The sequence below is a fragment of the Streptomyces sp. NPDC048420 genome (assembly GCF_040651535.1).
GTDB lineage: Bacteria > Actinomycetota > Actinomycetes > Streptomycetales > Streptomycetaceae > Streptomyces.
The window spans coordinates 279,967-303,855 of the sequence record NZ_JBEZKG010000010.1; the positions used below are offsets into that span (position 1 = coordinate 279,967).

Here is a 23,889-nt window from a genome sequence, read left to right on the forward strand (position 1 = left end):
ACGCCGCGGCAGGTCCTGGACCGACGGGCTGATGCCCCACCTGGGGGCGCGGGGAACCGCGCGAGCAACCCACCACAGGCGTGCACCCGCCCCCGGCAGTGGGTCACATGCTCCCGGCCCGATGAGCGAACCTCTCCTTCGCGTACCGCCCGCGCGCAGCGACCGGCACCTGACCATGCGCCGCGCCAACCCGAACGCCGGCATGTCGGCGTAGATCGACTCGTACGACCCCTCCGGCACCACATACACCTCGTGCCACAACCCCACGTGCTGACGCACCTTCCCCGCCTTCTCCCTGCGGTTGATGATCGCCCACGCCCTGTGGTGGAACGTCTCCGGCGAGTGCGCGTAGGCGTAGAGCTTCTCCTTCGACTCCCAGTACTGGACGACGTAGTACGTCCGCGGCGAGGCCGTCAGCAGCACATGCGACAGCAGCCCTCGCTCCGGCGAGATGCGGCTGGCCGAACTCAGAACGCAGCGGGGTGTCCACCGCGACGATCAAGTACTACCTGCGCGAAGGGCTGTTGCCGCCCGGTCGGCAGATCGACGCCACGACGGCCGAGTACGACGAGGAGCATCTGCGCCGGCTGCGACTGGTGCGGGCGATGATCCAGCTCGGCAAGGTGCCGGTGGCCACGGTCAGGGAGGTGCTGGGGCACGTCGACGACGACTCGCTGCCCCGTGCGATGCGGCTGGGCGCCACGGTCTGAGCGCTGCCGCAGATGCCGGAGCCGGACGCGGACAGGCCATGACAGGCGTCTCCCCCTCGTTCCGCTCCCTGGTGGTGGCGCCGGCCGCGCTGCGCCGGCTCGGCTGCGACTGGAGTCCCGACATGCTCGTGCCCTACGCCGGTTGATGCGCCAAGTGGCAGAGCTGGACATGGCGTTCATGGAGTCAGATGTGTCGGAGGCCGAGAAGGCCGAGGTCGTGGTGCTGGGCGTGGTGCTCGTTCGTGGAACCGCTGCTCCGGGCACTGCACCGACTGGCCCAGGAGGAGGAGTCGACCCGCAGATACGGTTTCGAATGAGCCGGGACACCGCTGGCCCCGGAACGCAGCGAAGGCCCTCCGCCATAGCGAAGAGCCTTCGTTTTGTACCCCCGACCGGATTCGAACCGGCGCTACCGCCTTGAGAGGGCGGCGTGCTAGGCCGCTACACAACGGGGGCGTGGAGCCTGCATGCGTTTAGTACCGCCGCAGGTCCGAGCTGGTCTACCTGGACTCGAACCAAGACTAACTGAACCAGAATCAGTCGTGCTGCCAATTACACCATAGACCAATGTGGTTTAGACCAGTTCCGTACCCCCGACCGGATTCGAACCGGCGCTACCGCCTTGAGAGGGCGGCGTGCTAGGCCGCTACACAACGGGGGCCCTAGCGATCCTGCGTGAGGGTCAGCGGGTGCGACCCTGACTGACCCTCCGGGAAGGATCTGTACCCCCGACCGGATTCGAACCGGCGCTACTGCCTTGAGAGGGCAGCGTGCTAGGCCGCTACACAACGGGGGCTTCGCGGAGTTGATCTCCGCCTGCAGATGAGCTCTGCGAGCTGGCCTACCTGGACTCGAACCAAGACTAACTGAACCAGAATCAGTCGTGCTGCCAATTACACCATAGGCCACTGGAACGCAAGCCCCGGAGGGGATCTTGTTCTAGTTCGCTCCTCCGGTTTGGACCTTTCGGCCCGCTCCCCGGCGGCGCAGGAAGAACATTACCCGAAGGTGGACGGGGCTCCAAAACGGGTATCCGCGCCGAGGACCGCGGGGAGTTCGGCGAGCGAGGCGATGCGGTGCGGCCCGGAGGGCGCGGCGGTATCGGCGTGCACACCGCCCTTGCGATCGATCCAGACCGACAGCAGCCCGGCCTCGGCGGCGCCCCGGCCGTCGATCTCCGGGTGGTCCCCGACGTACGCCACCTGGTGCGGGGCCAGCTCCAGAGCCTCGCAGGCCGCGAGGAAGGCGCCGGCCTCGGGCTTGGAGACACCCAGCTCGGCCGCGCACAGGATGGCCTCGAAGCGGTGGTGCACACCGAGGACGCGCAGCTTGTGGTCCTGGACGTGGATGCTGGAGTTGGACAGGACCGCGTGCCGGTGGCTGGCGGAGAGGGCGTCCAGGGCGGGCAGTACATCGGGGAAGAGCGCCCAGGCGGTCTCGTAGTGCGCGATGTACCGCTGGAACCAGGCGTCGGCCTCCGCGTCGGTCAACTCCTCGCCCAGGAACACCCGTACCCGGTCCCGCCGCTGCCCCTGGAAGTCGACCTCGCCCGCAGAGAACCGCGCCCACTGGGCATCGGTGACCGCCCGCCACCGCGCGATGGCCTGCTCGACGCTCTCGTACGCCTCCAGCAGCCCCTCGGCCGTCAGATGCAGACGCATTCCGATGCGGTCGGCCCTCGTGTAGTCGAAGAGGGTGTCGTCGACGTCCCAGACCACGGCCCGAATGCTCATGATCCGACGGTAACCCGGCGTCCGGGCCCGCGTCCGGCGCTTGGCGCCTCTCAGGACGGATCGGGCGCGACGAAGAAGTCCGTGAGGAAGCAGGTGACCTCGCCGGAGGCGGAGCGTCCGATCCAGGTGGGATAGCAGCCGTCGCCCCAGCCAGAGGTGACGGCGACGAGGGTGTGGCCGGTGGAGGGGGAGGTGACCAGGTGCGGGCCCCCGGACCAGTCACCGTCCTCGAAGGCGTCCCACAGCGGCCCCTCGTCCTCCTGCGCCTCCGGAAATGCCTCCTCGGCCGCGGCGTCGTAGAAGCAGCCGGTCCCGGCGTCCACGCCGTAGCCGAAGAACTCGTCGTCCTTGAGCTCCGCGGGATCCTGGTCGGGGCGCAGGGCCAACTCCCAGGCCGTGGTGGGGTCGTCGCGTATGACCAGGCGGAGGGCCGCCACCCTCAGGTGGGGCTCGTCGGCCGGGGGCTCGTCGGCCGGGGGTTCGTCGGGCCGGGCGAGGGTCGCGACGGCCGCCTCCACGCGGTAGCGGCCAGGGGGCACGGAGACCGTGAACGGCTCGATGTCCCCCGAGCCGAGGTAGACGAACGGATCGCAGGCGACGACCCGTCCGGTGGGCAGGTCGAGCTCCCCTCCCCCGGCCAGGTGGATCACGCCGGTGGTCCCGGACTCGTAGGCGAAGGTGCTGCCCGGCGTGAACAGCCAGGTGTAGTCGCGTGGGGACATCGGCATGGCAGCGCCTTTCCGGATCTTGTGCGGGTGAGCCGGAACAGTAGTGCGCACCACTGACAGTGACGCGTGAGGGGCGGCGACCGGAAACCCCGGTTGCCGCCCCTCACGCGTGCGTGCCCTACGCGGCCAGCTTCGCCAGCGCCGCGTCGATGCGGGCCAGCGTCGTCTCCTTGCCCAGGACCTCCAGGGACTCGAAGAGCGGCAGGCCGACCGTGCGGCCGGTGACGGCGACACGGACCGGGGCCTGGGCCTTGCCGAGCTTGAGGCCGTGGGTCTCGCCGGCCGCCAGGACCGCTTCCTTCAGGGACTCCGGCGAGGTCCAGTCCGCCGACTCCAGCTTCTCGCGGGCCGTGCGGAGCAGGGCGTCGGAGCCCTCCTTCATGGCCTTGGCCCAGCTCGGCTCGTCGAAGACCGGCTCGGCGAGGAAGAGGAAGTCGACGTTGTCCGTGATCTCCGAGAGGACCTTCAGGCGGGTCTGCGCGTGCGGCGCGATCGCCTGCCACTTCGCCTCGTCGAAGTCCTCCGGGGACCACGGGGCGAAGGGGGCCTTCAGCCACGGTGCGCAGCGCTCCGTGAAGTCCTTCACGTCCAGCAGGCGGATGTGGTCGGCGTTGATCGCCTCGCACTTCTTCAGGTCGAAGCGGGCCGGGTTGGGGTTCACGTCCGCGATGTCGAAGGCCGCGACCAGCTCGTCGGTGGTGAAGATGTCCTTGTCCGCCGAGAGCGACCAGCCCAGCAGGGACAGGTAGTTGAGCAGACCCTCGGGCAGGAAGCCGCGCTCCCGGTAGAGGTTGAGCGAGGCCTGCGGGTCGCGCTTGGAGAGCTTCTTGTTGCCCTCCCCCATGACGTACGGCAGGTGACCGAAGGCCGGCACGTACTTCGCGACGCCCAGCTCGATCAGCGCCTTGTACAGGGCGATCTGCCGGGGCGTGGAGGACAGCAGGTCCTCGCCGCGCAGGACGTGCGTGATCTCCATCAGCGCGTCGTCGACCGGGTTGACCAGCGTGTAGAGGGGTGCGCCGTTGGCCCGTACGATCCCGTAGTCCGGGACGTTCTCCGGCGTGAACGTCAGCTCGCCGCGGACAAGGTCCGTGAAGGTGATCGTCTCGTCGGGCATGCGGAAGCGGACGATGGGGGTACGGCCCTGGGCTTTGTACTCCTCGACCTGCTCGGCGCTCAGGTCGCGGCAGTGGCCGTCGTAGCCGGACGGCTTGCCGGCGGCGCGGGCGGCCTCGCGGCGGGTGTCCAGCTCCTCCTGGGAGCAGTAGCAGTAATAGGCGTGGCCGGCGTCCAGGAGCTTGGCGGCGACGTCCTTGTAGAGGTCCATGCGCTGCGACTGGCGGTACGGCGCGTGCGGGCCGCCGACCTCGGGGCCCTCGTCCCAGTCGAAGCCCAGCCAGCGCATCGAGTCGAGCAGCTGGTTGTAGGACTCCTCGGAGTCGCGGGCCGCGTCGGTGTCCTCGATGCGGAAGACGAGCGTGCCCTGGTGGTGCCGGGCGAAGGCCCAGTTGAACAGGGCGGTGCGGACCAGGCCCACATGGGGGTTACCGGTGGGCGAGGGGCAGAAACGTACGCGGACGGGTGCGCTAGCCACGCTTGACAACCTTGTTGGTGAGAGTGCCGATGCCTTCGATGGTGACGGCGACCTCGTCGCCGACGGTGAGCGGCCCGACGCCTGCCGGGGTGCCCGTGAGGATCACGTCGCCGGGGAGCAGCGTCATGGCCTCGGAGATGTTGACGATCAGATCCTCGATCGAGTGGATCATCTCGCTGGTGCGGCCGAGTTGGCGTTGTTCGCCGTTGACGGTGAGCTGGATCGTCAGGTCGGAGGCCGCCTGGAGGTCCAGGTCCGTCTCCACCCAGGGGCCCAGCGGGCAGGAGGTGTCGAAGCCCTTGGCCCGGGCCCACTGCTTCTCGCGCTTCTGGACGTCCCGCGCGGTGATGTCGTTGGCGCAGGTGTAGCCGAAGATCACGTCCTTGACCCGCTCGCGCGGGACCTCGCGGCACATGCGGCCGATGACGACGGCCAGTTCGGCCTCGTGGTGGACGTCCGCGGAGAAGGACGGGTACTGGATCTGGTCGCCGGGGCCGATCACCGAGGTGGAGGGCTTGAAGAAGGCGAAGGGGACGTCCGGGACCTCGTTGCCGAGTTCCTTCGCGTGGTCCGCGTAGTTACGGCCGTACGCCACGACCTTGTTGGGGAGCACGGGGGGCAGCAGACGCACCTTGCTCAGCGGGACCTTCGTACCGGAGAGCTCGAAGTCCGCGAACGGGATGCCCTTGATGATGTCGAGGACAAGTTCGTCCGGCCTGTCGCCCTCGACCGCGCCGAAGGCGACGTTCCCGTCGATGGAGAATCTGGCGATGCGCACGGGATCCTGGCGCCCCTCACTGAGAACTGTGCGTGCGTTGGCCGGCTGGTGGGTTCGACGGCCGACTGTGGACGCTCCAGGCTAACCGGTCCCGGCCCTCGGGCACCGGGCGGCGGGGCGGGAGTACGGGCCCCGCGCACCCATCACACCCCGGCCACGCCACTGGCCGGAAATCGCTTGTCGTGATCCCTTCATCCTCTTTAGGGTCATCTTTGCGAATGGCACTCAGCACATTCACAAACGAGGGGAATCCATGAAGTCCACACGTAAGGCCCTTTCTCTGGCAATGGCAGTTCCCGCTGCGGCCGTGGCGGTCTTGGGTATGGCTCCGATGGCACACGCGGAGGCGAGAGAGGGTTGTCCCACCTGGGCCAACGACTGCGCCCTCTTCTATTTCAACAGTGGCATGTCGGGTTCGCACACCGCTTTCACGGACGACGGTGTGTCCAACCTCGCGGGTTACACCTTCCTGTCCTCCGGGGCCGGCAAGGGCCAGGCCGTGAAGAACAACGCGGCGTCGTTCTGGAACGCGAGCCCCGACCATATCGCCACGGTCTTCTTCTACAGCAACTACGGCGGCGCCTGCGACACGTTCGCTCCCATGGCCTCCACCGACAGGCTCGCCAGGACGTACAACGAGAACGCCTCTTTCGATTTCAGCCGGAACGGCACGAACTGCTACAAGTGGAACTGACCCGCCACCTGTAGGGAAACAGCACACGACCCCGCGCGGAGCGATCGGCCCTGCGCGGGGATCCGCTGTTTTCAGGAAGCCCGAGTCGTACATTCCAAGAGACATCTGGACTCATGAGACGTTTGGCGATCCCTGTTCTGTCCCTCTCGCTGCTGGTCGGCTGCGGTTCGCACGAACCATCGGCCCAGCGCTCCCCGACCCCCTCCGCCGCTACGCCCGAAGCCGAGCCGAGTCCCTCGTCACCTGGGCAGAAGGGCTACACCTTCCGGCTGCCCATCGCCGTCTACAGCTACAGCGACGCCGACTACGAGGTGATCCGTTCGGCCGAGCAGATACTGGCCCGTGACTGTATGAAGGACTTCGGCCTCACCTACCGGCCCACAAAGAATCCGGCCCCGGCCGTCGCACAGGATCGCCGGTACGGGATAACGGACATGGACAGCGCGGCCCGCTACGGATACCGGATGCCGCCGCAGCAATCCGTACCGGAAGCCAGGCTCACCGAGGACCAGATCAAGGTCCTGTACGGAAAGACCTCGCCCACGGAGGATTCGACGAAGAGCGCGGGGCTGCAGTATCAGGGGAAGGAGATACCGGATCACGGCTGTCTCGGGTCAGCGATTCTGAGCTTCCGCAAACCGTACGAGGACAAGGCCGGAGCCGAGGTGGCGAGCCGCATTTCGACGGAGAGCTTCGAGAACTCCCAGAAGACACCGCAGGTTCGGGCGGTCTTCGACAAATGGTCCTCCTGCATGAAGAAGGAGGGATACGACTACGCCTCCCCGATGGCAGCGCTGGCGACACCTTCCTTCCGTCAAGGAAAGCTGTCGGCCAAGGAGAAGAAGACGGCGGTGGCCGACGTCTCATGCAAAGAGAGAACCGGCCTCCTGGACGTCTGGTTCGACGCCGAGTCCTCGATACAGAAAGAAATGATCAAGGCAGACGCCCAGGCGTTGAACAAACTGGGTGAGCTTCACTGGAAGAAGCTGAGTGCGGCCAGAAAAATACTCGCCGACGCCTGACGCACGGGGCACGAAGAAGGCCCCCCGGCGACCGGGGGGCCTCGTCCACTGCCGTGCCGCGTCGACTACTCTGCGGCGGCGGAGACCGGGATCTCCATCAGGACCGTGCGCCGCGGGTTGGCGGTCTGGGCCGGGAGGTCGAGCGAGTGCTCCGGCTGCTCCGGGGTCTGCAGTGCGTCGGCGTCCTTGAGGTGCACCAGCGTCGTGCGCCGCGGGTTGGCAATGTTGCGGAACATCATCGTCGTCTTCACGGTGTACTCGACCTCACAGATACGTCTCTCTTGTAAAGCGTCAGGCTAAACATGCCATTCCCCTCCGAAGCCGCGAAGACCTCATGATCAGCATGTGAGTTTGCTCACTGACCTATGGGCAAACCGGACAATTCCGAGCCTCAACCCACCCTAACGAAACGGACATTGACCCCCTGAACCCATCATTCCGCTCCTGATCATGGCGACTGGGACACCTGCCCCCACGGGGCGACTCGCGGGCTTATGCCCGTTATCGACGAGAACGCTTTCCACACCCGGTGACGCGACCCTCACGTGGTGTCACGTAGGTCACGGTCTGGCCCATGGACCTTGTTGGAGATCCGGCACTGTGCTGGAATTCCACGGACCGCCGCGGATATCGAGCCGGCGCACAGGGGGCGCAGAGAAGCGCCGAGCGGCGGTGAGAAGGGGGAGCCAGCGCCGGTCACTCACGACCACCCGGGGCGCGCATTCAGGGCGCTCCCCACGACGCCGACACCGTGCTCCGCCGTTCTGCGGAGGAGCGCCTGGTCCAGAGGTTGCGACGCTAGTGCAGGGACGTTTCAAGAGGGATGGCAGCGCTTCGGCCGAGCCGGAGCAGCACGGCGGGACTGGCCCCAATGTCGGCGGTTCCTCCCCCCAGCACGCCCAGAACCCGGGCTCGGCCCCGTCCGGCGACGGTGGTTCCGGCCCCGGGCGCCTCGGCACGTCGGCGTCCTCGGGCCCGGCGGCCCCGGCCACGCCACCGGTGAAGCCCCCGAAGGGGCCGAACGGCCCCGGATCACGGGTAGCCCTGCGCAACTGGCGTATCTCCACACGCCTGGTGTCGCTGCTGGCGCTCCCCGTGGTGGCGGCCACCTCGCTGGGCGCGCTGCGGATCAACGACTCCATGGACGACATCCAGCAGCTGGACAACATGAAGCTGCTGACCGAGATGACGAAGCAGGCCACCGAGCTGGCCGCCGCCCTCCAGGACGAGCGCGACCAGTCGGCCGGCCCGCTGGCGCACAACTCCACGGCGAGCAACATCCTGGTCAAGGGCTACCGGGACAAGACGGACCGGGCCGCCACCAACTTCATCAACGCCGCCGAGGACATCGACACCGCGGGCACTGACGGCAACCTCCAGGGTGTCCGCGACAGCCTCGTCGGCCTGGTCCGCGACCTGGACACGCTGAGCACGATCCGCAGCGACGCCTACGACACCAAGGGCAACGCCACCCAGACGGTGGAGTCCTACCACCGCCTGATCACCCACCTGCTGGACCTCTCCCAGGACATGGCCGAGGCCACCAGCAACCCGGACATGATCCAGCGCACGCGTGCCCTGGCGGCCTTCTCCTCCGCCAAGGAGTACGCGTCCAGCCAGCGCGCGATCCTCGCGGCGGCGCTGCCCGCGTCCAACAAGACGCTCGGCAACCTCTCCGAGACCGACCGGCTGTACGGCCAGGGCGCGCTCGACAGCGAGGCGTCCGAGCTCAACACCTTCCGGAGCATCTACGGCGACGACGACGCCGAGGAGCTCCTGCAACCCATCGAGGACGGCAACTCGAACATCGAGGCCTCCGAGCAGTACGCCAGCCGTGCCTTCGGCCGGCCGGAGGGCCTTGCCGACCTGGACCGGCGCTCGTACAAGGACTGGGTCGACGACAGCTCGACCAAGATCCAGCAGATGGGCAACATCGAGCACACGCTCCTTGAGGAGATGGAGCAGAAGGCTCGCGAACTGCGCAGCGAGTCCGAGCGCGAGGCGATCATCTCCGGTGCGCTGATCCTGCTGGTCCTCGGTGTCTCCCTGGTCGGCGCGTTCGTCGTCGCCCGGTCCATGATCCGCTCGCTGCGCCGCCTCCAGGAGACCGCCACCAAGGTCGCCCAGGACCGGCTGCCCGAGCTGGTCAAGCAGCTGTCCGAGTCCGACCCGCAGGACGTGGACACGTCCGTGGAGTCGGTCGGTGTGCACTCCCGGGACGAGATCGGCCGCGTGGCCGCGGCCTTCGACGACGTGCACCGCGAGGCGGTCCGCCTCGCCGCCGAGCAGGCCCTGCTGCGGGGCAACGTCAACGCGATGTTCACCAACCTCTCGCGCCGCTCCCAGGGTCTTATCCAGCGTCAGCTGTCGCTGATCTCCGAACTGGAGTCCCGCGAGGCCGACCCGGACCAGCTGTCCTCGCTCTTCAAGCTCGACCACCTCGCGACCCGCATGCGCCGTAACGGTGAGAACCTTCTGGTCCTCGCCGGTGAAGAGCCCGGCCGTCGCTGGACCCGCCCGGTCCCGCTGGTCGACGTGCTCCGTGCCGCCGCGTCCGAGGTGGAGCAGTACGAGCGCATCGAGCTGGCCGCGGTGCCGACGACCGAAGTGGCCGGCCGCGTGGTCAACGACCTCGTGCACCTGCTCGCCGAGCTGCTGGAGAACGCGACCTCGTTCTCCTCCCCGCAGACCAAGGTCAAGGTCACCGGTCACGCCCTTCCCGACGGCCGGGTGCTGATCGAGATCCACGACACCGGTATCGGCCTCTCCCCCGAGGACCTCGCGGCGATCAACGAGCGGCTCGCCTCGCCGCCCACCGTGGACGTCTCGGTCTCCCGCCGCATGGGTCTGTTCGTGGTCGGCCGGCTGTCCCAGCGACACGGCATCCGCATCCAGCTGCGCCCGTCCGACTCCGGTGGTACGACCGCGCTGGTCATGCTGCCCGTGGATGTCGCCCAGGGTGGCAAGAAGCCCCAGCCGAAGCCCGGTCAGGGCGCCCCCGGTTCCCCGGCCGGGGCTCAGGCCGCCGCCGGTGTGGCCGCGGCCCGCCGTGGCGGCGGCAACGGCCAGGGCGGTGCCCTCGGCGGCGGTGCGGACGGTGGCGCGCTCGGCGCCGGTGCCCCCTCGGGCGGACGGCTCAACCCCGGTCAGGGACCGCGGGCCGCGTTGCCCGGCAGTGGCCAGGGCGGTCGTCCCGGTGCGCCGGGCGGACCGCGCGGACCGCAGGGTCCGGGTACGCCTCCGCAGGGCCGGCCCGCTCCGGCCGGCGCGGGCGCCGGGTTCGGCGGCCAGGCTCCGGGTGCCCCGCAGGGCCTGCAGGCCGCGGGCACCGGCGGCCCCGGCCGTGACGCCTTCAACGGCCAGGACGCCTACAACGGTCAGGACGCTTTCGGCGGCCAGGACGCCTTCGGCAGCCGGGGCCCCGTACCCCCGCAGCCGCAGTCTCCGGCCCCGGGTCAGGCTCCCGAGCAGGGCCGGCGCCGTCGGCCGCAGCTGCCGGGCCGCGGTGGCCCGCGGGCCGAGCTGCCGGGCGGCAACCAGCCCCGTACGCCCAGCTGGAGCGACGAGAACGCGCAGCCGCCGGTGCCGCGTGCCTCGCTCGACGTCCCGCGCGGCCACGACGAGCAGGACCCGGCCGCCACGTCCCGCATGCCGCGGATCGACGACCTCCCGGGTCCGGCGACCACCTCGGAGTTCCCGCGCCCGGACTTCGACGCCCCGCAGAGCACCGGCCAGTTCCCCCGCCCGGGTACGAGCGGGCCGCAGAACACCGGCCAGTTCCCGCGGCCGGGCGCGAACGGTCCGCAGGACTCGGGCGAGTTCCCCCGCCCGGACACGAACTCCCAGCAGAACACGGGCCAGTTCGTCCGCTCGGACGTCTTCGGCACGCCGCCGCCCGGGCAGAACGGCGGCTCCCGGGAGACCGGGCAGTTCGCGACCCCGCAGGCGTACGACAGCGGCTCGACCGGCCAGTTCTCGATGCCGGGCTACGACGGCAGCTCCACCGGGCAGCACTCCCTGCCGGGCCGTCAGGACCCCTCGTCCACGGGCCAGTTCGAGCGTCCCCAGACCAACGGTGCCGACTTCGGCGCCCCCCGGCCGCCCGTGCCGCCGCGTCCGCAGCAGCGGCCGGTGCGCCAGGAGCCGGAGGCGCTGCCGCCGGCCTCGGGTCCCGGAGACGGCCGTACGCCGCTGTACGACACGCTGGAGACCAACTGGTTCCACGGCGGCCCGCAGGGTCAGGGGCAGCCGTCCGGCGGCAACGACTCCTCGGCCCCGCGGCAGCCCCAGCAGGCTCCGGCGGCCCCCCAGAACCCGGCCGCTGCTCCGCAACGGCCCGCGGCCTCCGCGGGCTGGCGCAGCTCGCCGAACGACGACCTCGTCCGGCAGGCGGAGCGTGTGCGCCAGCCGGCCGCGGGCGGTGTCACCACCTCCGGTCTGCCGCGCCGGGTGCCCAGGGCGAACCTCGTCCCGGGTACCGCTCAGCAGCAACAGCACCAAACCGGTCCGCAGGTCTCGCGTTCGCCTGACGACGTACGCGGCCGGCTGACCAATCTCCGTCGGGGTATCGCACAAGGTCGTCAGGTCGGCGGTAACGGCCAGACGGGCAGCTTCCCGAACCCCACTCACCAGCAGGAGCGTTAGTTGAGCCCGATGAGCCAGGCGGCACAGAACCTCAACTGGTTGATCACCAACTTCGTGGACAACACCCCCGGGGTGTCCCACACCGTCGTCGTGTCCGCCGACGGTCTTCTGCTGGCCATGTCCGAGGGTTTCCCGCGCGACCGTGCCGACCAGCTGGCGGCCGTCGCGTCCGGACTCACCTCACTGACGGCGGGCGCCTCACGGATCTTCGAGGGCGGCAGCGTGGCCCAGACCGTCGTGGAGATGGAACGGGGATTCCTCTTCCTCATGTCCGTCTCGGACGGTTCCTCGCTGGCGGTCCTCGCGCACCCGGAATGCGACATCGGCCTCGTCGGCTACGAGATGGCCCTGCTCGTCGACCGCGCGGGCGCAGTGCTCACGCCGGATCTGCGAGCCGAGCTGCAAGGCAGTCTGCTCCACTGACCCGCCCCGGATCCACCCGTCTCACCAAATCACCGTCCGGCCGCCACAATCCCCCCACCGGCCTCACCAGACGGCTAGCCAGACCGACTTGCTGTCCCGCCCGGAGGATTCATGACCCCGCCCACCGCCTCTCATGATCCGTACGCGGAGCCGTACGAGGATGAGGGCGACCAGCCGCTGGTACGTCCGTACGCGATGACCGGCGGCCGGACCCGGCCGCGCTACCAGCTCGCCATCGAGGCCCTGATCAGCACCACGGCCGACCCGGCGGCGCTCATGGGGCTGCTCCCCGAGCACCAGCGCATCTGCCACCTGTGCCGTGAGGTGAAGTCGGTCGCCGAGGTCTCGGCGCTGCTCGCCATGCCGCTCGGCGTGGCCAGGATCCTCGTCGCGGACCTCGCCGAGGCCGGACTGGTGGCCATCCACCAGCCGGGCGGCGACGAGAACAACGGCGGCGCGCCCGATGTGACGCTGCTCGAAAGGGTGCTCAGTGGACTTCGCAAGCTCTGACGCGGGGCGGGCGACCACCTCCGCGAAGATCGTGGTGGCAGGTGGCTTCGGCGTGGGCAAGACCACGTTCGTCGGAGCGGTCTCCGAGATCAACCCGCTGCGCACGGAGGCCGTGATGACGTCCGCTTCGGCGGGCATCGACGACCTGACCCACACCGGGGACAAGACGACCACCACGGTCGCCATGGACTTCGGCCGCATCACGCTCGACCAGGACCTGATCCTGTACCTCTTCGGTACGCCGGGCCAGGACCGCTTCTGGTTCATGTGGGACGACCTGGTCCGCGGCGCCATCGGCGCGGTGGTGCTGGTCGACACCCGTCGGCTCGCCGACTGCTTCCCCGCGGTCGACTACTTCGAGAACAGCGGCCTGCCCTTCGTCGTGGCCCTCAACGGCTTCGACGGGCACCAGCCGTACGCTCCGGAGGAGGTGCGCGAGGCGCTGCAGATCGGCCCGGACGCACCGATCATCACGACGGACGCCCGACACCGCTCGGACGCCAAGAGTGCCCTGATCACACTGGTCGAGCACGCCCTCATGGCGCGACTGCGGTAACTTTCAAGTTCCCGATGCCGTACGGCAGTTGTCGTAGATGTACTGGAGCCGGCTGTGGTGTTTGACACGGTCGGCCCCGGTGTTCATAACGTTTCGGCAGAGGAATCGGGTGGTACGGCCACGCGTGGTTGCCAACCGGTCTCGCTGCGCTCACAACAGCCCCGTCTTTTGACGGGGCTCGTTCTTTATGACCGTTTTATCTAGGGCTTACATCACTCGGAATCCGTGCGTACCAATGTTTGGAGGTGCGCAGGCCGTCGTGCTGGAATGCCTGAACTGCCCAATAGTCAAAGACGTACTCACTAGTCGATGGCGCACTGGGCTCTGAGAGACTGCGGCACAACGTAAGGTGCCGACCCCTCCGAGAGGTTGTTGGTCGAGTGAGGCGAAGCAAGAACGGTCCCGAGCCGTCGGCCCGGGGCAACTTCACCCCGCCGCCGCGCGGAGCGGCGCCCACCCCTGTGCCCGGCCCGGAGCCGACGGCCGCGCCGCAGTCCGGCGGCGGCCGTTTCTCCCCGCGCAACTGGCGGGTGCCGACCCGGCTGAACGCGATCCTGCTCATACCCGTGATCGTCGGCCTCGTGATGGGCGGCTTCCAGGTCAAGAGCTCGATCGACACCTGGCGGGAGGCCGAGGACGCGGAGAACACCGCTCGCCTCGTACAGAGCGCCCTGAACTACAACAACGCTCTCTACAACGAGCGGGACGTCACCGCCGCCCCGCTGCTGAGCGGCAAGGGCCAGGACGACCCGGCCGTCGTCGCCGCCCGCAAGGAGACGGACTCGGCCGCCGACGCCTTCGACGAGGCCGCGCAGAACATGCCGCAGACGCCGGGCCTGCAGCGCCGCCTCAAGCTGTTCCGCGCCCAGGAGCCCAAGCTCCAGACGCTGCGGGCTGCCGCCTACACCTCGCCCAAGATGACCGGTGTGAAGACCGAAGAGGGCTACACCCTGATCGGGCACCCTCTGATGGAGTTCGCCAACGATCTCGGACTGGGTACCGGGAACGTCACGAGCTACGGCCGGACCCTCTACGCGATCTCGCTCACCAAGTCGGCCCTGTCGCTGGAGCGCTCCATCGGCACGCATCTGCTGCTCAAGCCCGGCCCCGGTCTGAGCAGTTTCGCCACCCAGAAGGTCGCCCTCTCCTCGTACGCGTACATGGAGGGCGTCGCCATCGAGGAGTACGTCGGCGGTGGCACCGAGGGGGACGCGGCGAAGCTCGACACCGCGAAGAAGCAGATCCAGACGGAGGGCGCGGCGCTGGCCAAGGAGGCCGCCGCCAAGAACCCGAACTACGTTCCGGCGCCGTCCGACCCCACCGAGATGGTCTCCGCCATCGCCACGCTGCCGTCGATGGACGAGAGCGCCCGTGAGACGCTCGCCAAGGACGGCATCACGGCCGAGAACTGGTGGGCGGTCAACACCCTCAAGTACAACGCCTACCGTCAGATCGAGACGGACCTGGCCGACACCGCGGTGAACGAGGCCGCGACCATCGCCGACGACGCCAAGCGTGACGCGTTCATCGTGGGTGCCGCCGTCGTGGTCGCCCTGCTGCTCGCCTTCATCCTGGCCGGTGCGGTCGCCCGCCAGATGTCCCGCTCCATGCGCCAGCTGCGCAACGCCGCCTTCGGTATCGCCGAACAGCGCCTGCCGATGCTGGTCGACCAGCTCTCGCGCACCGATCCCGGCCGGGTCGACACCCGGGTCGCGCCGATCCCGATCAACACCAAGGACGAGATCGGCGAGGTCGCCCGCGCCTTCGACCAGGTCCACCGCGAGGCCGTCCGGCTCGCCTCCGAGCAGGCCCTGCTGCGGGGCAACATCAACGCGATCTTCACCAACCTGTCCCGGCGCAACCAGTCGCTGATCGAGGGCCAGCTGACCCTGATCACCGACCTGGAGAACAACGAGGCCGACCCGGACCAGCTGGAGAACCTCTTCCGCCTGGACCACCTGGCGACCCGTATGCGCCGCAACGGCGAGAACCTCCTGGTCCTCGCCGGCGAGGAGCCCGGCCGCCGCTGGGACCAGCCGGTCCCGCTGGTCGACGTGCTCCGCGCCGCCTCCTCCGAGGTGGAGCAGTACGAGCGCATCGAGCTGTCCGGCGTCCCGGAGGCCGAGATCCACGGCCGCGCGGTCACCGACCTCGTGCACCTGCTCGCCGAGCTGCTGGAGAACGCGACGACGTTCTCCTCCCCGCAGACCAAGGTTCGCGTCACCGCGACCCGTCTCCCCGACGGCCGCATCATGATCGAGATCCACGACAAGGGCATCGGCCTCACCGCCGAGGACTTCGCGGACATCAACCACAAGCTGGCCAACCCGCCGACCGTGGACGCCGCGATCTCCCAGCGCATGGGCCTGTTCGTGGTCGGCCGGCTGTCCGACCGGCACGGCATCCGCGTCCAGCTGCGTCCCTCGGGCGAGCAGGCCGGTACGACGTCCCTGGTCATGCTGCCCGACGCGATCACCCACGGCGGTGGCGGCGAGCAGCAGCCGGCCGCCGACGAGTTCACCGTCTCGCAGATCATCCCGGAGCAGCAGTTCCAGGGCGAGAACTTCAACAACGGCCTGCCGATGCGTACGGCCGCGGAGCTCGGCTTCGACGACAGCCGCTACTCCGAGGTCCCGGACGACATACGCGAGCTGGACCCGGTCGGCCGCTCCCTGATGCGCGAGGAGCGCCGCGCGGCCCTGGAGGCCCAGAGCCACGACCAGCCCGCCGCCCTGCAGGGCCCGGACCCGTCGTACACCGACGCCTTCGACGCTCCCCGGAACACCCCGCAGACCGGTTTCGACAACGGCCGCACCGGCTTCCCGGAGCAGCAGCCCGCCTCCTACGACCAGCAGTCGTCGTACGAGGAGGCTCAGCAGACGCCGTACCAGGAGCAGCGGCAGACGTCGTACGAGGAGCCCGAGCGCCCGGCGTACGAGGAGCCGTACTTCGCGCAGAACGGCGGCCGGCCGCAGAACGACACCTTCTCGCCGAACGGCGGCTACCCGGAGCCCTCCTATGCGGAGCCGGTCCAGGAGGAGCCCGCGGCGGTGCACGCGGCTGCCCCGGAGACCTTCTCGGGCTTCGAGGAGCGCCGCTACCAGGATGACTGGCCGCAGTCGGACGGTTACCGGAACGGCTACCCGGACCAGTACGCTCCGGAAGCGGAATCTGCGCAGGCCGCTGACGTGAGTGAGCGTGAGCGCGTAGGCTTCGAGCGTCCGGGGCCGGCCCCCGCCACCGTGGGTCATGAACTGACCGACGCGGGGCTCCCCCGCCGTGGCTCCACCGGGAGTGGCGCGAACGGCTCGAACGGCACGCGGCACGCGACCCAGGAGCCGCCGGCCTCCGCGCCGGAGAGCAACGGCGGCGACATCTGGCGCTCGTCCAACGACGAGCGGTGGCAGCAGGCCTCCCAGCTCCGGAAGCCCAAGGCGGGCGGGGTCACCTCCTCCGGCCTGCCGCGGCGGGTACCCAAGGCCAACCTGGTCGAGGGAGCCGCCGAAGCCACCCCCCAGGGAGGCCCATCGGTCTCCCGGGCTCCCGAGGACGTCCGGGGCAGGCTGAGCAACCTGCGTCGCGGTGTACAGCGGGGCCGCAACGCAGGCAGTGAAACGAACGGTCAGGGCTTCGGTTCTGACAGCACCTACAACCAGGAGCGTTAGTGTGAGCCCGATGAGCCAGGCGGCGCAGAACCTGAACTGGTTGATCACCAACTTCGTGGACAACACCCCGGGGGTGTCCCACACCGTGGTGGTCTCCGCCGACGGACTCCTTCTGGCGATGTCCGAAGGCTTTCCGCGCGACCGTGCCGACCAGCTTGCGGCCGTCGCCTCCGGTCTGACCTCGCTGACCGCGGGTGCCTCGCGCATCTTCGAGGGTGGCGCGGTGAACCAGACGGTTGTGGAGATGGAGCGGGGATTCCTCTTCATCATGTCCGTATCCGACGGTTCGTCGCTCGCGGTTCTCGCACATCCGGAGGCGGACATCGGCCTCATCGGGTACGAGATGGCTCTTCTGGTGGACCGTGCCGGTTCGGTCCTGACGCCCGATCTGCGTGCAGAGCTCCAGGGCAGCCTGCTCAACTGACAGACAGACGGTGCGTTTTGGCGTCCCGGGGCCGTAAGGTTTCGGGACGCGGCTCCACACAGCGTGATGGGTGCCCCGGCACAGTCGGAGGAGGAGAGAAAGTGGCAACACCCCCAGGTGGTTCATCTGGCAATTGGTCGTACGGCCCTGGCCAGGGTCAGAACGACGGTTCCCAGAACCCGAACCGCTACAACTTCCCCTCCGCACCCAGCCAACGGCGCCAGCAGCCGTACGCGCCCCAGGGCCCGCAGGGTCCCGGTCCTTCGCCGTACGACCAGCCGCCGGCCCCGCGCATCCAGCCCGTGCAGCCGCAGCGACGCTCTGAGCCGGCGCCCGCTGGGGCGTCGAACAACCCCCTGGTGCGTCCGTACGCCATGACCGGCGGCCGGACTCGCCCGCGCTACCAGCTCGCCATCGAGGCGCTGGTGCACACCACCGCGCAGCCGCACCAGATGCAGGGCCAGTTGCCCGAGCATCAGCGGATCTGCAACCTCTGCCGGGAAATCAAGTCGGTGGCGGAAATCTCCGCGCTCCTGACGATCCCTCTCGGCGTGGCCAGGATCCTCGTCGCCGACTTGGCGGAGGCGGGCCTGGTCGCCATCCATCAGCCCGGCGGCGACGAGAGCGCCGGCGGCCAGCCAGACGTGACACTGCTCGAAAGGGTGCTCAGTGGACTTCGCAAGCTCTAGCGGCGGTCCTTCCCGCTCCACCACCTCGGCGAAGATCGTGGTGGCGGGTGGCTTCGGCGTGGGCAAGACCACGTTCGTCGGGGCCGTCTCGGAGATCAACCCGCTGCGTACCGAGGCCGTCATGACGTCCGCGTCAGCCGGAATCGACGACCTCACCCACACCGGGGACAAGACGACCACCACGGTCGCCATGGACTTCGGCCGCATCACCCTGGACCAGGACCTGATCCTGTACCTCTTCGGTACGCCCGGTCAGGACCGCTTCTGGTTCATGTGGGACGACCTGGTCCGCGGCGCCATCGGCGCGATCGTCCTCGTCGACACGAGGCGCCTTGCTGACTGCTTCCCGGCTGTCGACTACTTCGAGAACTCGGGCCTTCCCTTTGTGATCGCCCTGAACGGCTTCGACGGCCAGCAGCCGTACAACCCGGACGAGGTCCGGGAAGCGCTGCAGATCGGTCCGGACACGCCGATCATCACGACGGACGCGCGGCATCGGGCGGACGCGAAGTCGGCGCTGATCACGCTGGTGGAGCATGCGCTGATGGCGCGGCTGCGGTAGGTTTTTCAGGTTCTTCCACGGCCCTCGTTCCTCCCTGCGGGAGGGGTGGGGGCCGTGAGTCGTTCGGTGGAGGGGGTACGCACGTGAGCGCTGAGGTGGCCGCGTTACGGCTGGGGACGACCGTGGCCCGGGCGGCGGCCCAGGCCTGGCTCGGCGGGAAGCGACGGGAGCAGGAGCGCCGGCTGGGCATGGCCGAACTGATCCGGCTGCGGGTGCCCGGGATGCGGTTGCAGCGGAGCGTCGAGCGGCAGTTCGAGGAGATCGCGGACGCCGTGTTCGACCGGCTCGCGCCGTTTCTGGAGCGGGAGTTCCGGGGGCTGGACGAGGGCGGCCGGCAGGCTGTGCTGGACGGGGTGTGCGACACGTTCGCCGCTGCGGACCTGTCGGACGGGGCGCTTCTGTCGGCCGACGTGAACCCGGCCGAGGTGGTGCGCCGGGTGATGCGGTCGGTGGCGGCTCCGACGGGCCTGGGCGAGGCCGAGGGCCGTCTGTACGAGGTGCTGTTCGCGGAGTGCTGCGAGTACTACGTGCGGATCGTGCGAGGTCTGCCGGTGTTCGAGGAGCGGGCGCTCGGCGAACTGCTGGCGCGGACGACGTCCCTGGGCACGGAGATCGCCCGCATCCTGGAGCGCCTCCCGGACCGTTCCCTGTTCGCCCCCGAGGGCACCGACCGGGACGCGGAGTTCCGGCGCCGGTACCTGGAACTGGTCAGCACCTCGCTGGACGAGGTGGAGCTGTTCCGCCGTACGTCGGACCGGGCGGCGGCGCAGGCGCGGTTGTCCGTGGCGTACGTGAGCCTCAGGGCCACCGGCGACGACGGGGGCCGGCGGCGGGCCCGCGGGCGTTCTCTGCCGTTGCTGCGGCCCGATATGAGCGACTGGGAGGACGGCGGCCGGTCGGAGGCCGGGATGCGCGTGGAGGCCGCGCTGGGCGGCTCCACGCGGATTCTGCTGCGCGGCGAGGCGGGCTCAGGGAAGACCACACTGCAGCGGTGGCTGGCCATCACGGCGTCGCGGGGCGCCTTCACCGGGGAGCTGGCCGGCTGGAACGGTCTGACACCGGTGTTCGTGAAGCTGCGCGAGTACAGCGGGCGGCCCCTGCCGACGCCGGAGGCGATGCTGGACTCGGTGGCCGGCCATCTCACCGGGGTGATGCCCAGGGCGTGGGTGGAGCGCCAGCTGGCGGGCGGCACGGCACTGCTGCTGATCGACGGCGTCGACGAACTGCTCGACGGCGAGCGCAGAGGCGTACGGGAATGGCTGCGCAGGCTGCTGGCCGCGTACGGGGACGTCCGGGTGGTCGTGACCTCGCGCCCTGCCGCCGCGGGGGCGGACTGGCTGCGGCGCGAGGAGTTCACGCCGCTGCACCTGGACCGGATGACTCCGCCGGACCTCGCGGCCTTCGTACGGCAGTGGCATCAGGCGGTGCGGGAACTGGGCGAGGAGTTGCCGTGCGCGGTGGGGGAACTCCCGCAGTACGAGCAGTCGTTGCTCAACAGTCTGAAGGACCGTCCGCATCTCCAGTCCCTGGCGGGCACGCCCCTGCTGGCGTCCATGCTGTGCGCGATGCACCTGAACCGGGGCAGCCAACTCCCGCGCGACCGTATGGAGTTGTACCGCAGCGCCCTGCACACCCTGGTCCACGACCGGGACACGGAACGCAACGTCCCCAGCGCTGTGGACAGCCGGCTGAGCCTCGGGGACAAGCTGGTGCTGCTGCGGGATCTGGCGTGGCGGCTGTCCGACAACAACCGCAGTGAGATCTCGCTGGAGCGGGCGGGCGGGTACGTCGGCCGGAAACTGGCAGGGATGCGGCACCTGGACGAGGCCGACGGGGCGCGGGTGCTGGAGCAGCTGCGGGACCGCTCGGGATTGCTGCGCTCCCCCGCCGTGGGACGGCTGGACTTCGTGCACCGGACCTTCCAGGAGTACCTGGCTGCCGCGGAGGCGGCCGAGGAGGACCGGATCGGGAACCTGGTCGGGCGGGCACACCTCGACATCTGGCGCGAGACGATCGTGATGGCGGCGGGGCATGCGAACCGGCCTCAGCGGGAGGAGCTGCTCGGGGGACTGCTGGATCGGGCCGAGGAGGAGCCCCGGCATGCGCGACGGTTGCGGCTGCTGGCGGCGGCTTGTCAGGAGACGGTGCTGGAGGTCTCCGACGGGTTGGCAGAGCGGTTGGACACAGCGGTGGGGGCCCTGCTGCCGGCTCGCCGGGAAACCGATCCTCCGGCACTGGCAGCGGTGGGGACGAGTCTGTTGCGAAGACTTCCCCGGTCGCTCGGGGGGTTGACGGAGAAAGCCGCGGTGCAGACCGTGCGTACGGCCGCGCTCATAGGCGGGCCGGAGGCGCTGAAGCTGCTGTCCGGGTACGTCGACGACGATCGTCATGACGTCCGGCAGGAACTCATCTCGGCCTGGGGCTACTTCGATGCCGACGCCTACGCGGATGCGGTTCTGTCGGCAGTGCCACTGGACGAATTCAGCGTGATTCTGACGCACTCCGCCCAGTGGCACGCCGTCTCCCGGCTGTCGTCACTCTCCAAGCTGACCGTTGACTACCCGTGCGCGGACTTCACGGAGCTGGAGAGGCTCCCACCGCTCGACACACTGAGCATGTTCCAGATACCCGTCGGCGCCGACGTGTCACCGCTCACGGCCCAACCCGCCCTGACCATGCTTTCCCTCTTGGCCGCAGGGCCGATGGAGGGGCTGGAGGTACTGGCCGGGCTGGAACGGCTGGACTACCTGGGGATCACTCTCCGGGACCTCGCAAAACGAGCAACCCCGAAGCTTCCGCCCGGCCTCAAGTATCTCGCGCTGTACGGAGCGGATCCGACCACTGATCTGACCTTCGTCAGCGGCCACCCCAACATCAAGTTCGTCTATCTGTCGGCCTACGAAACTTGCCTGCCAGGCGGTATCGAGGCCCTGTCCACGCTGCCGAAGCTCGATCACCTGGCTCTCGTACGTGTCGACGTGGCCGCATGGCTGGCGACACCGCTTCCCCTCATGCCACGCAAGGGCACTCTCGACCTGGACGAGTGCGTTCTGCCCGCCGATCCGGGCGCCCTGAACCTGTCCGGTGTGGACGTCCAGATCGAGTGACCGTCGATACCGACGTGTACGGCCCCGCCCTCCCCCAACGGAGAGAACGGGGCCGTACGTCACATCGCGAAGCGCTCAGTGCCAGCTGTGCGGGGCGCGGAAGCCGCCCTCGCGCTCCAGGCGGCGCCAGCCGGCCTTGGGGCGGCCTCGGTGGGCCGGGGTCTCGGAGGGCTGGGCGGCGGCGCGGGCCAGGAGGATCGCCGTGATGGCGGCGACTTCCTCGGGCTCGGCGTGGCCCTTCTCGACGCGGATGTCAGGGGTGCTCATAGGTCACAGTCTCCGTGAGAGAGGTTTCCGCCGGATTACTGCGGAGGGTTGCCGTGCTTACGGGAGGGCAGGTCGGCGTGCTTGGAGTGGAGCATCGCGAGGGACCTGATGAGGATCTCGCGGGTCTCCGCCGGGTCGATGACGTCGTCGACCAGGCCGCGCTCGGCCGCGTAGTAGGGGTGCATGAGCTCGGACTTGTACTCCTTGACCATGCGGGCCCGCATGGCCTCGGGGTCCTCGGCCGCGGCGATCTGACGCCGGAAGATGACGCCCGCGGCACCTTCGGCACCCATCACGGCGATCTCGTTCGTCGGCCAGGCGTAGGTCAGGTCGGCACCGATGGACTGGCTGTCCATGACGATGTAGGCCCCTCCGTACGCCTTGCGCAGGATCAGGGAGATCCTCGGCACGGTGGCGTTGCAGTACGCGTACAGCAGCTTGGCGCCGTGGCGGATGATGCCGCCGTGCTCCTGGTCGACACCCGGAAGGAACCCGGGGACGTCCAGGAAAGTGACGATCGGGATGTTAAAAGCGTCACACATCTGGACAAAGCGCGCAGCTTTTTCCGATGCCTCGATGTCCAGGACACCGGCCAGCGAGGAGGGCTGGTTGGCCACGATGCCGACGACCTGGCCGTCGAGCCGGGCCAGGGCGCAGATGATGTTGCGGGCCCAGCGCTCATGGATCTCCAGGTAGTCGCCGTCGTCGACGATCTCCTCGATGACCTTGGCCATGTCGTACGGGCGGTTGCCGTCCGCCGGGACCAGGTCGAGCAGCACGTCACCGCGCCGGTCGGCCGCGTCGCTGGACTCCACCCGCGGCGGGTTCTCCCGGTTGTTCTGCGGGAGCATCGACAGCAGGTAGCGCACCTCGGCGAGGCACGTCTCCTCGTCGTCGTAGGCGAAGTGGCAGACACCGGAGGTCTCGGCGTGCACGTCGGCGCCGCCGAGGCCGTTCTGGGTGATCTCCTCGCCGGTCACCGCCTTCACCACGTCCGGTCCGGTGATGAACATCTGCGAGGTCTCGCGGACCATGAAGACGAAGTCGGTCAGGGCGGGGCTGTAGGCCGCGCCGCCCGCGCACGGGCCGAGCATCACCGAGATCTGCGGGATGACGCCGGAGGCCTTGGTGTTGCGCTGGAAGATGCCGCCGTAGCCCGCGAGAGCCGAGACACCCTCCTGGATACGGGCGCCCGCACCGTCGTTCAACGACACCAGGGGCGCGCCGGCCGCGATGGCCATGTCCATGATCTTGTGGATCTTCGTGGCGTGGGCCTCGCCCAGCGCACCGCCGAAGATCCGGAAGTCATGGGCGTAGACGAAGACCGTACGGCCCTCCACCGTGCCCCAGCCGGTGATCACACCGTCGGTGTACGGCTTCTTGGCCTCCAGGCCGAACCCGGTCGCCCGGTGCCGGCGCAGCTGTTCGACCTCCTGGAAGGAACCCGGGTCGAGGAGCAGCTCGATGCGCTCCCGTGCGGTCAGCTTGCCCTTGGCGTGCTGCGCCTCGGTCGCCTTCTCGCCGGGGCCGGCCAGGGCAGTGGCACGGATCTCGTGCAGCTCGGCCACTCGCCCACGCGCGTCCGTCGGCTCACCCGTCGTCGGCTCACCCGTCGTCGACTCACCCGGCGCCTCATCCAAAACGGTCATGTAGCGACCTTACGAAGACCCGCAAGGAATGCGAGCCGTCGACTCCGTACAGTCTCCGGCCCGTTTTCCTGGTGCCACTGAACAGAACCCCGGAGCCATGCAGGCGTTCCGACTGCTCAGGGGGCCTGACGCTT

The 23,889-nt window shown here is 69.1% G+C and carries 18 protein-coding genes, 5 tRNA genes and 2 pseudogenes; 12 read left to right on the top strand and 13 right to left on the bottom strand.

Annotated elements, in window-relative coordinates; genetic code table 11:
* Positions 1-103: 103 nt before the first annotated feature.
* Positions 104-444: pseudogene (locus tag AB0D34_RS20555) on the bottom strand (DUF4188 domain-containing protein); the annotation flags it as partial.
* Between the two features lie 7 nt (positions 445-451).
* Here AB0D34_RS20555 and AB0D34_RS20560 point away from each other — a divergent pair.
* Positions 452-1,027, top strand: a pseudogene (locus AB0D34_RS20560) (MerR family transcriptional regulator).
* 66 nt (positions 1,028-1,093) lie between these two features.
* Here the strand turns inward: AB0D34_RS20560 and AB0D34_RS20565 are convergent.
* From AB0D34_RS20565 to AB0D34_RS20605, 9 genes are all read right to left on the bottom strand, one after another.
* Positions 1,094-1,166, bottom strand: a tRNA-Glu gene (locus tag AB0D34_RS20565).
* Positions 1,167-1,205: 39 nt separating this feature from the next.
* A tRNA-Gln gene (locus AB0D34_RS20570) sits at positions 1,206-1,277 on the bottom strand.
* 21 nt (positions 1,278-1,298) lie between these two features.
* Positions 1,299-1,371: transfer RNA gene (locus tag AB0D34_RS20575), tRNA-Glu, on the bottom strand.
* Positions 1,372-1,433: 62 nt separating this feature from the next.
* Positions 1,434-1,506, bottom strand: a tRNA-Glu gene (locus AB0D34_RS20580).
* A 40-nt stretch (positions 1,507-1,546) separates the two neighbouring features.
* A tRNA-Gln gene (locus AB0D34_RS20585) sits at positions 1,547-1,618 on the bottom strand.
* A gap of 90 nt (positions 1,619-1,708) precedes the next feature.
* Positions 1,709-2,443 (bottom strand): HAD family hydrolase, encoded by a 735-nt coding sequence (locus AB0D34_RS20590; RefSeq protein ID WP_362663323.1) that lies wholly within the window; start codon positions 2,441-2,443, stop codon positions 1,709-1,711.
* Positions 2,444-2,493: 50 nt separating this feature from the next.
* Positions 2,494-3,171, bottom strand: coding sequence for a DUF4241 domain-containing protein (locus AB0D34_RS20595; RefSeq protein WP_362663325.1), 678 nt, complete (start codon positions 3,169-3,171; stop codon positions 2,494-2,496).
* A 118-nt stretch (positions 3,172-3,289) separates the two neighbouring features.
* A complete protein-coding gene (gltX, locus tag AB0D34_RS20600; protein WP_362663327.1) occupies positions 3,290-4,774 on the bottom strand; it encodes a glutamate--tRNA ligase in 1,485 nt (494 codons plus the stop codon).
* On the bottom strand, positions 4,758-5,543 hold the full coding sequence (locus AB0D34_RS20605; RefSeq protein WP_362663329.1) for a fumarylacetoacetate hydrolase family protein: 786 nt from the start codon (positions 5,541-5,543) through the stop codon (positions 4,758-4,760). The genes gltX and AB0D34_RS20605 overlap by 17 nt, the downstream gene beginning before the upstream one ends.
* A gap of 322 nt (positions 5,544-5,865) precedes the next feature.
* Here AB0D34_RS20605 and AB0D34_RS20610 point away from each other — a divergent pair, with 322 nt between their 5' ends.
* Positions 5,866-6,237 carry a peptidase inhibitor family I36 protein gene (locus AB0D34_RS20610; RefSeq protein ID WP_362663331.1) on the top strand — a complete coding sequence of 124 codons (372 nt, stop codon included), beginning with the start codon at positions 5,866-5,868 and terminating at the stop codon, positions 6,235-6,237.
* Between the two features lie 350 nt (positions 6,238-6,587).
* Positions 6,588-7,259 (top strand): hypothetical protein, encoded by a 672-nt coding sequence (locus AB0D34_RS20615; RefSeq protein ID WP_362663333.1) that lies wholly within the window; start codon positions 6,588-6,590, stop codon positions 7,257-7,259.
* 65 nt (positions 7,260-7,324) lie between these two features.
* Here AB0D34_RS20615 and AB0D34_RS20620 read toward each other — a convergent pair whose 3' ends face one another.
* Positions 7,325-7,510 carry a hypothetical protein gene (locus AB0D34_RS20620; protein WP_362663335.1) on the bottom strand — a complete coding sequence of 62 codons (186 nt, stop codon included), beginning with the start codon at positions 7,508-7,510 and terminating at the stop codon, positions 7,325-7,327.
* A 550-nt stretch (positions 7,511-8,060) separates the two neighbouring features.
* On the opposite strand from AB0D34_RS20620, the gene AB0D34_RS20625 reads away from it, so the two are divergent.
* From AB0D34_RS20625 to AB0D34_RS20665, 9 genes are all read left to right on the top strand, one after another.
* The gene (locus AB0D34_RS20625) at positions 8,061-11,903 is read left to right on the top strand and encodes a nitrate- and nitrite sensing domain-containing protein (RefSeq protein WP_362663337.1); all 3,843 of its coding nucleotides are present in this window, start codon (positions 8,061-8,063) and stop codon (positions 11,901-11,903) included.
* A gap of 9 nt (positions 11,904-11,912) precedes the next feature.
* Positions 11,913-12,326 carry a roadblock/LC7 domain-containing protein gene (locus AB0D34_RS20630; protein WP_003993189.1) on the top strand — a complete coding sequence of 138 codons (414 nt, stop codon included), beginning with the start codon at positions 11,913-11,915 and terminating at the stop codon, positions 12,324-12,326.
* Between the two features lie 111 nt (positions 12,327-12,437).
* The gene (locus AB0D34_RS20635) at positions 12,438-12,836 is read left to right on the top strand and encodes a DUF742 domain-containing protein (protein ID WP_003973454.1); all 399 of its coding nucleotides are present in this window, start codon (positions 12,438-12,440) and stop codon (positions 12,834-12,836) included.
* Entirely contained in the window at positions 12,817-13,392 is a 576-nt protein-coding gene (locus AB0D34_RS20640; RefSeq protein WP_007384912.1) for an ATP/GTP-binding protein, read from the top strand. Before AB0D34_RS20635 ends, AB0D34_RS20640 begins: the two co-directional genes overlap by 20 nt.
* 380 nt (positions 13,393-13,772) lie before the next feature.
* The gene (locus AB0D34_RS20645) at positions 13,773-17,057 is read left to right on the top strand and encodes a nitrate- and nitrite sensing domain-containing protein (protein ID WP_362663339.1); all 3,285 of its coding nucleotides are present in this window, start codon (positions 13,773-13,775) and stop codon (positions 17,055-17,057) included.
* A 10-nt stretch (positions 17,058-17,067) separates the two neighbouring features.
* On the top strand, positions 17,068-17,481 hold the full coding sequence (locus AB0D34_RS20650) for a roadblock/LC7 domain-containing protein (RefSeq protein WP_007384910.1): 414 nt from the start codon (positions 17,068-17,070) through the stop codon (positions 17,479-17,481).
* A gap of 101 nt (positions 17,482-17,582) precedes the next feature.
* Entirely contained in the window at positions 17,583-18,170 is a 588-nt protein-coding gene (locus AB0D34_RS20655; protein ID WP_362663341.1) for a DUF742 domain-containing protein, read from the top strand.
* Positions 18,151-18,732: an ATP/GTP-binding protein gene (locus tag AB0D34_RS20660; protein ID WP_009314218.1), complete on the top strand. Its 582-nt coding sequence runs from the start codon at positions 18,151-18,153 to the stop codon at positions 18,730-18,732. The genes AB0D34_RS20655 and AB0D34_RS20660 overlap by 20 nt, the downstream gene beginning before the upstream one ends.
* An 83-nt stretch (positions 18,733-18,815) precedes the next feature.
* A complete protein-coding gene (locus AB0D34_RS20665) occupies positions 18,816-21,839 on the top strand; it encodes an NACHT domain-containing protein (RefSeq protein WP_362663342.1) in 3,024 nt (1,007 codons plus the stop codon).
* A 75-nt stretch (positions 21,840-21,914) separates the two neighbouring features.
* Here the strand turns inward: AB0D34_RS20665 and AB0D34_RS20670 are convergent, their stop codons facing one another.
* Together AB0D34_RS20670 and AB0D34_RS20675 are read right to left on the bottom strand one after the other, a co-directional pair.
* Positions 21,915-22,106 carry an acyl-CoA carboxylase subunit epsilon gene (locus tag AB0D34_RS20670; protein WP_020121024.1) on the bottom strand — a complete coding sequence of 64 codons (192 nt, stop codon included), beginning with the start codon at positions 22,104-22,106 and terminating at the stop codon, positions 21,915-21,917.
* Between the two features lie 35 nt (positions 22,107-22,141).
* Positions 22,142-23,674, bottom strand: a complete 1,533-nt coding sequence (locus tag AB0D34_RS20675) for an acyl-CoA carboxylase subunit beta (protein ID WP_362663518.1) — start codon at positions 23,672-23,674, stop codon at positions 22,142-22,144.
* Positions 23,675-23,889: the final 215 nt, after the last annotated feature.

Bases quoted from the DNA above. Each gene is read 5' to 3' on its own strand.
- AB0D34_RS20630 (WP_003993189.1), top strand. From the start codon at position 11,913: ATGAGCCAGGCGGCACAGAACCTCAACTGGTTGATCACCAACTTCGTG.
- AB0D34_RS20595 (WP_362663325.1), bottom strand. From the start codon at position 3,171: ATGCCGATGTCCCCACGCGACTACACCTGGCTGTTCACGCCGGGCAGC.
- AB0D34_RS20610 (WP_362663331.1), top strand. From the start codon at position 5,866: ATGGCTCCGATGGCACACGCGGAGGCGAGAGAGGGTTGTCCCACCTGG.
- AB0D34_RS20650 (WP_007384910.1), top strand. From the start codon at position 17,068: ATGAGCCAGGCGGCGCAGAACCTGAACTGGTTGATCACCAACTTCGTG.
- AB0D34_RS20670 (WP_020121024.1), bottom strand. From the start codon at position 22,106: ATGAGCACCCCTGACATCCGCGTCGAGAAGGGCCACGCCGAGCCCGAG.
- AB0D34_RS20615 (WP_362663333.1), top strand. From the start codon at position 6,588: ATGAAGGACTTCGGCCTCACCTACCGGCCCACAAAGAATCCGGCCCCG.
- AB0D34_RS20590 (WP_362663323.1), bottom strand. From the start codon at position 2,443: ATGAGCATTCGGGCCGTGGTCTGGGACGTCGACGACACCCTCTTCGAC.
- AB0D34_RS20635 (WP_003973454.1), top strand. From the start codon at position 12,438: ATGACCCCGCCCACCGCCTCTCATGATCCGTACGCGGAGCCGTACGAG.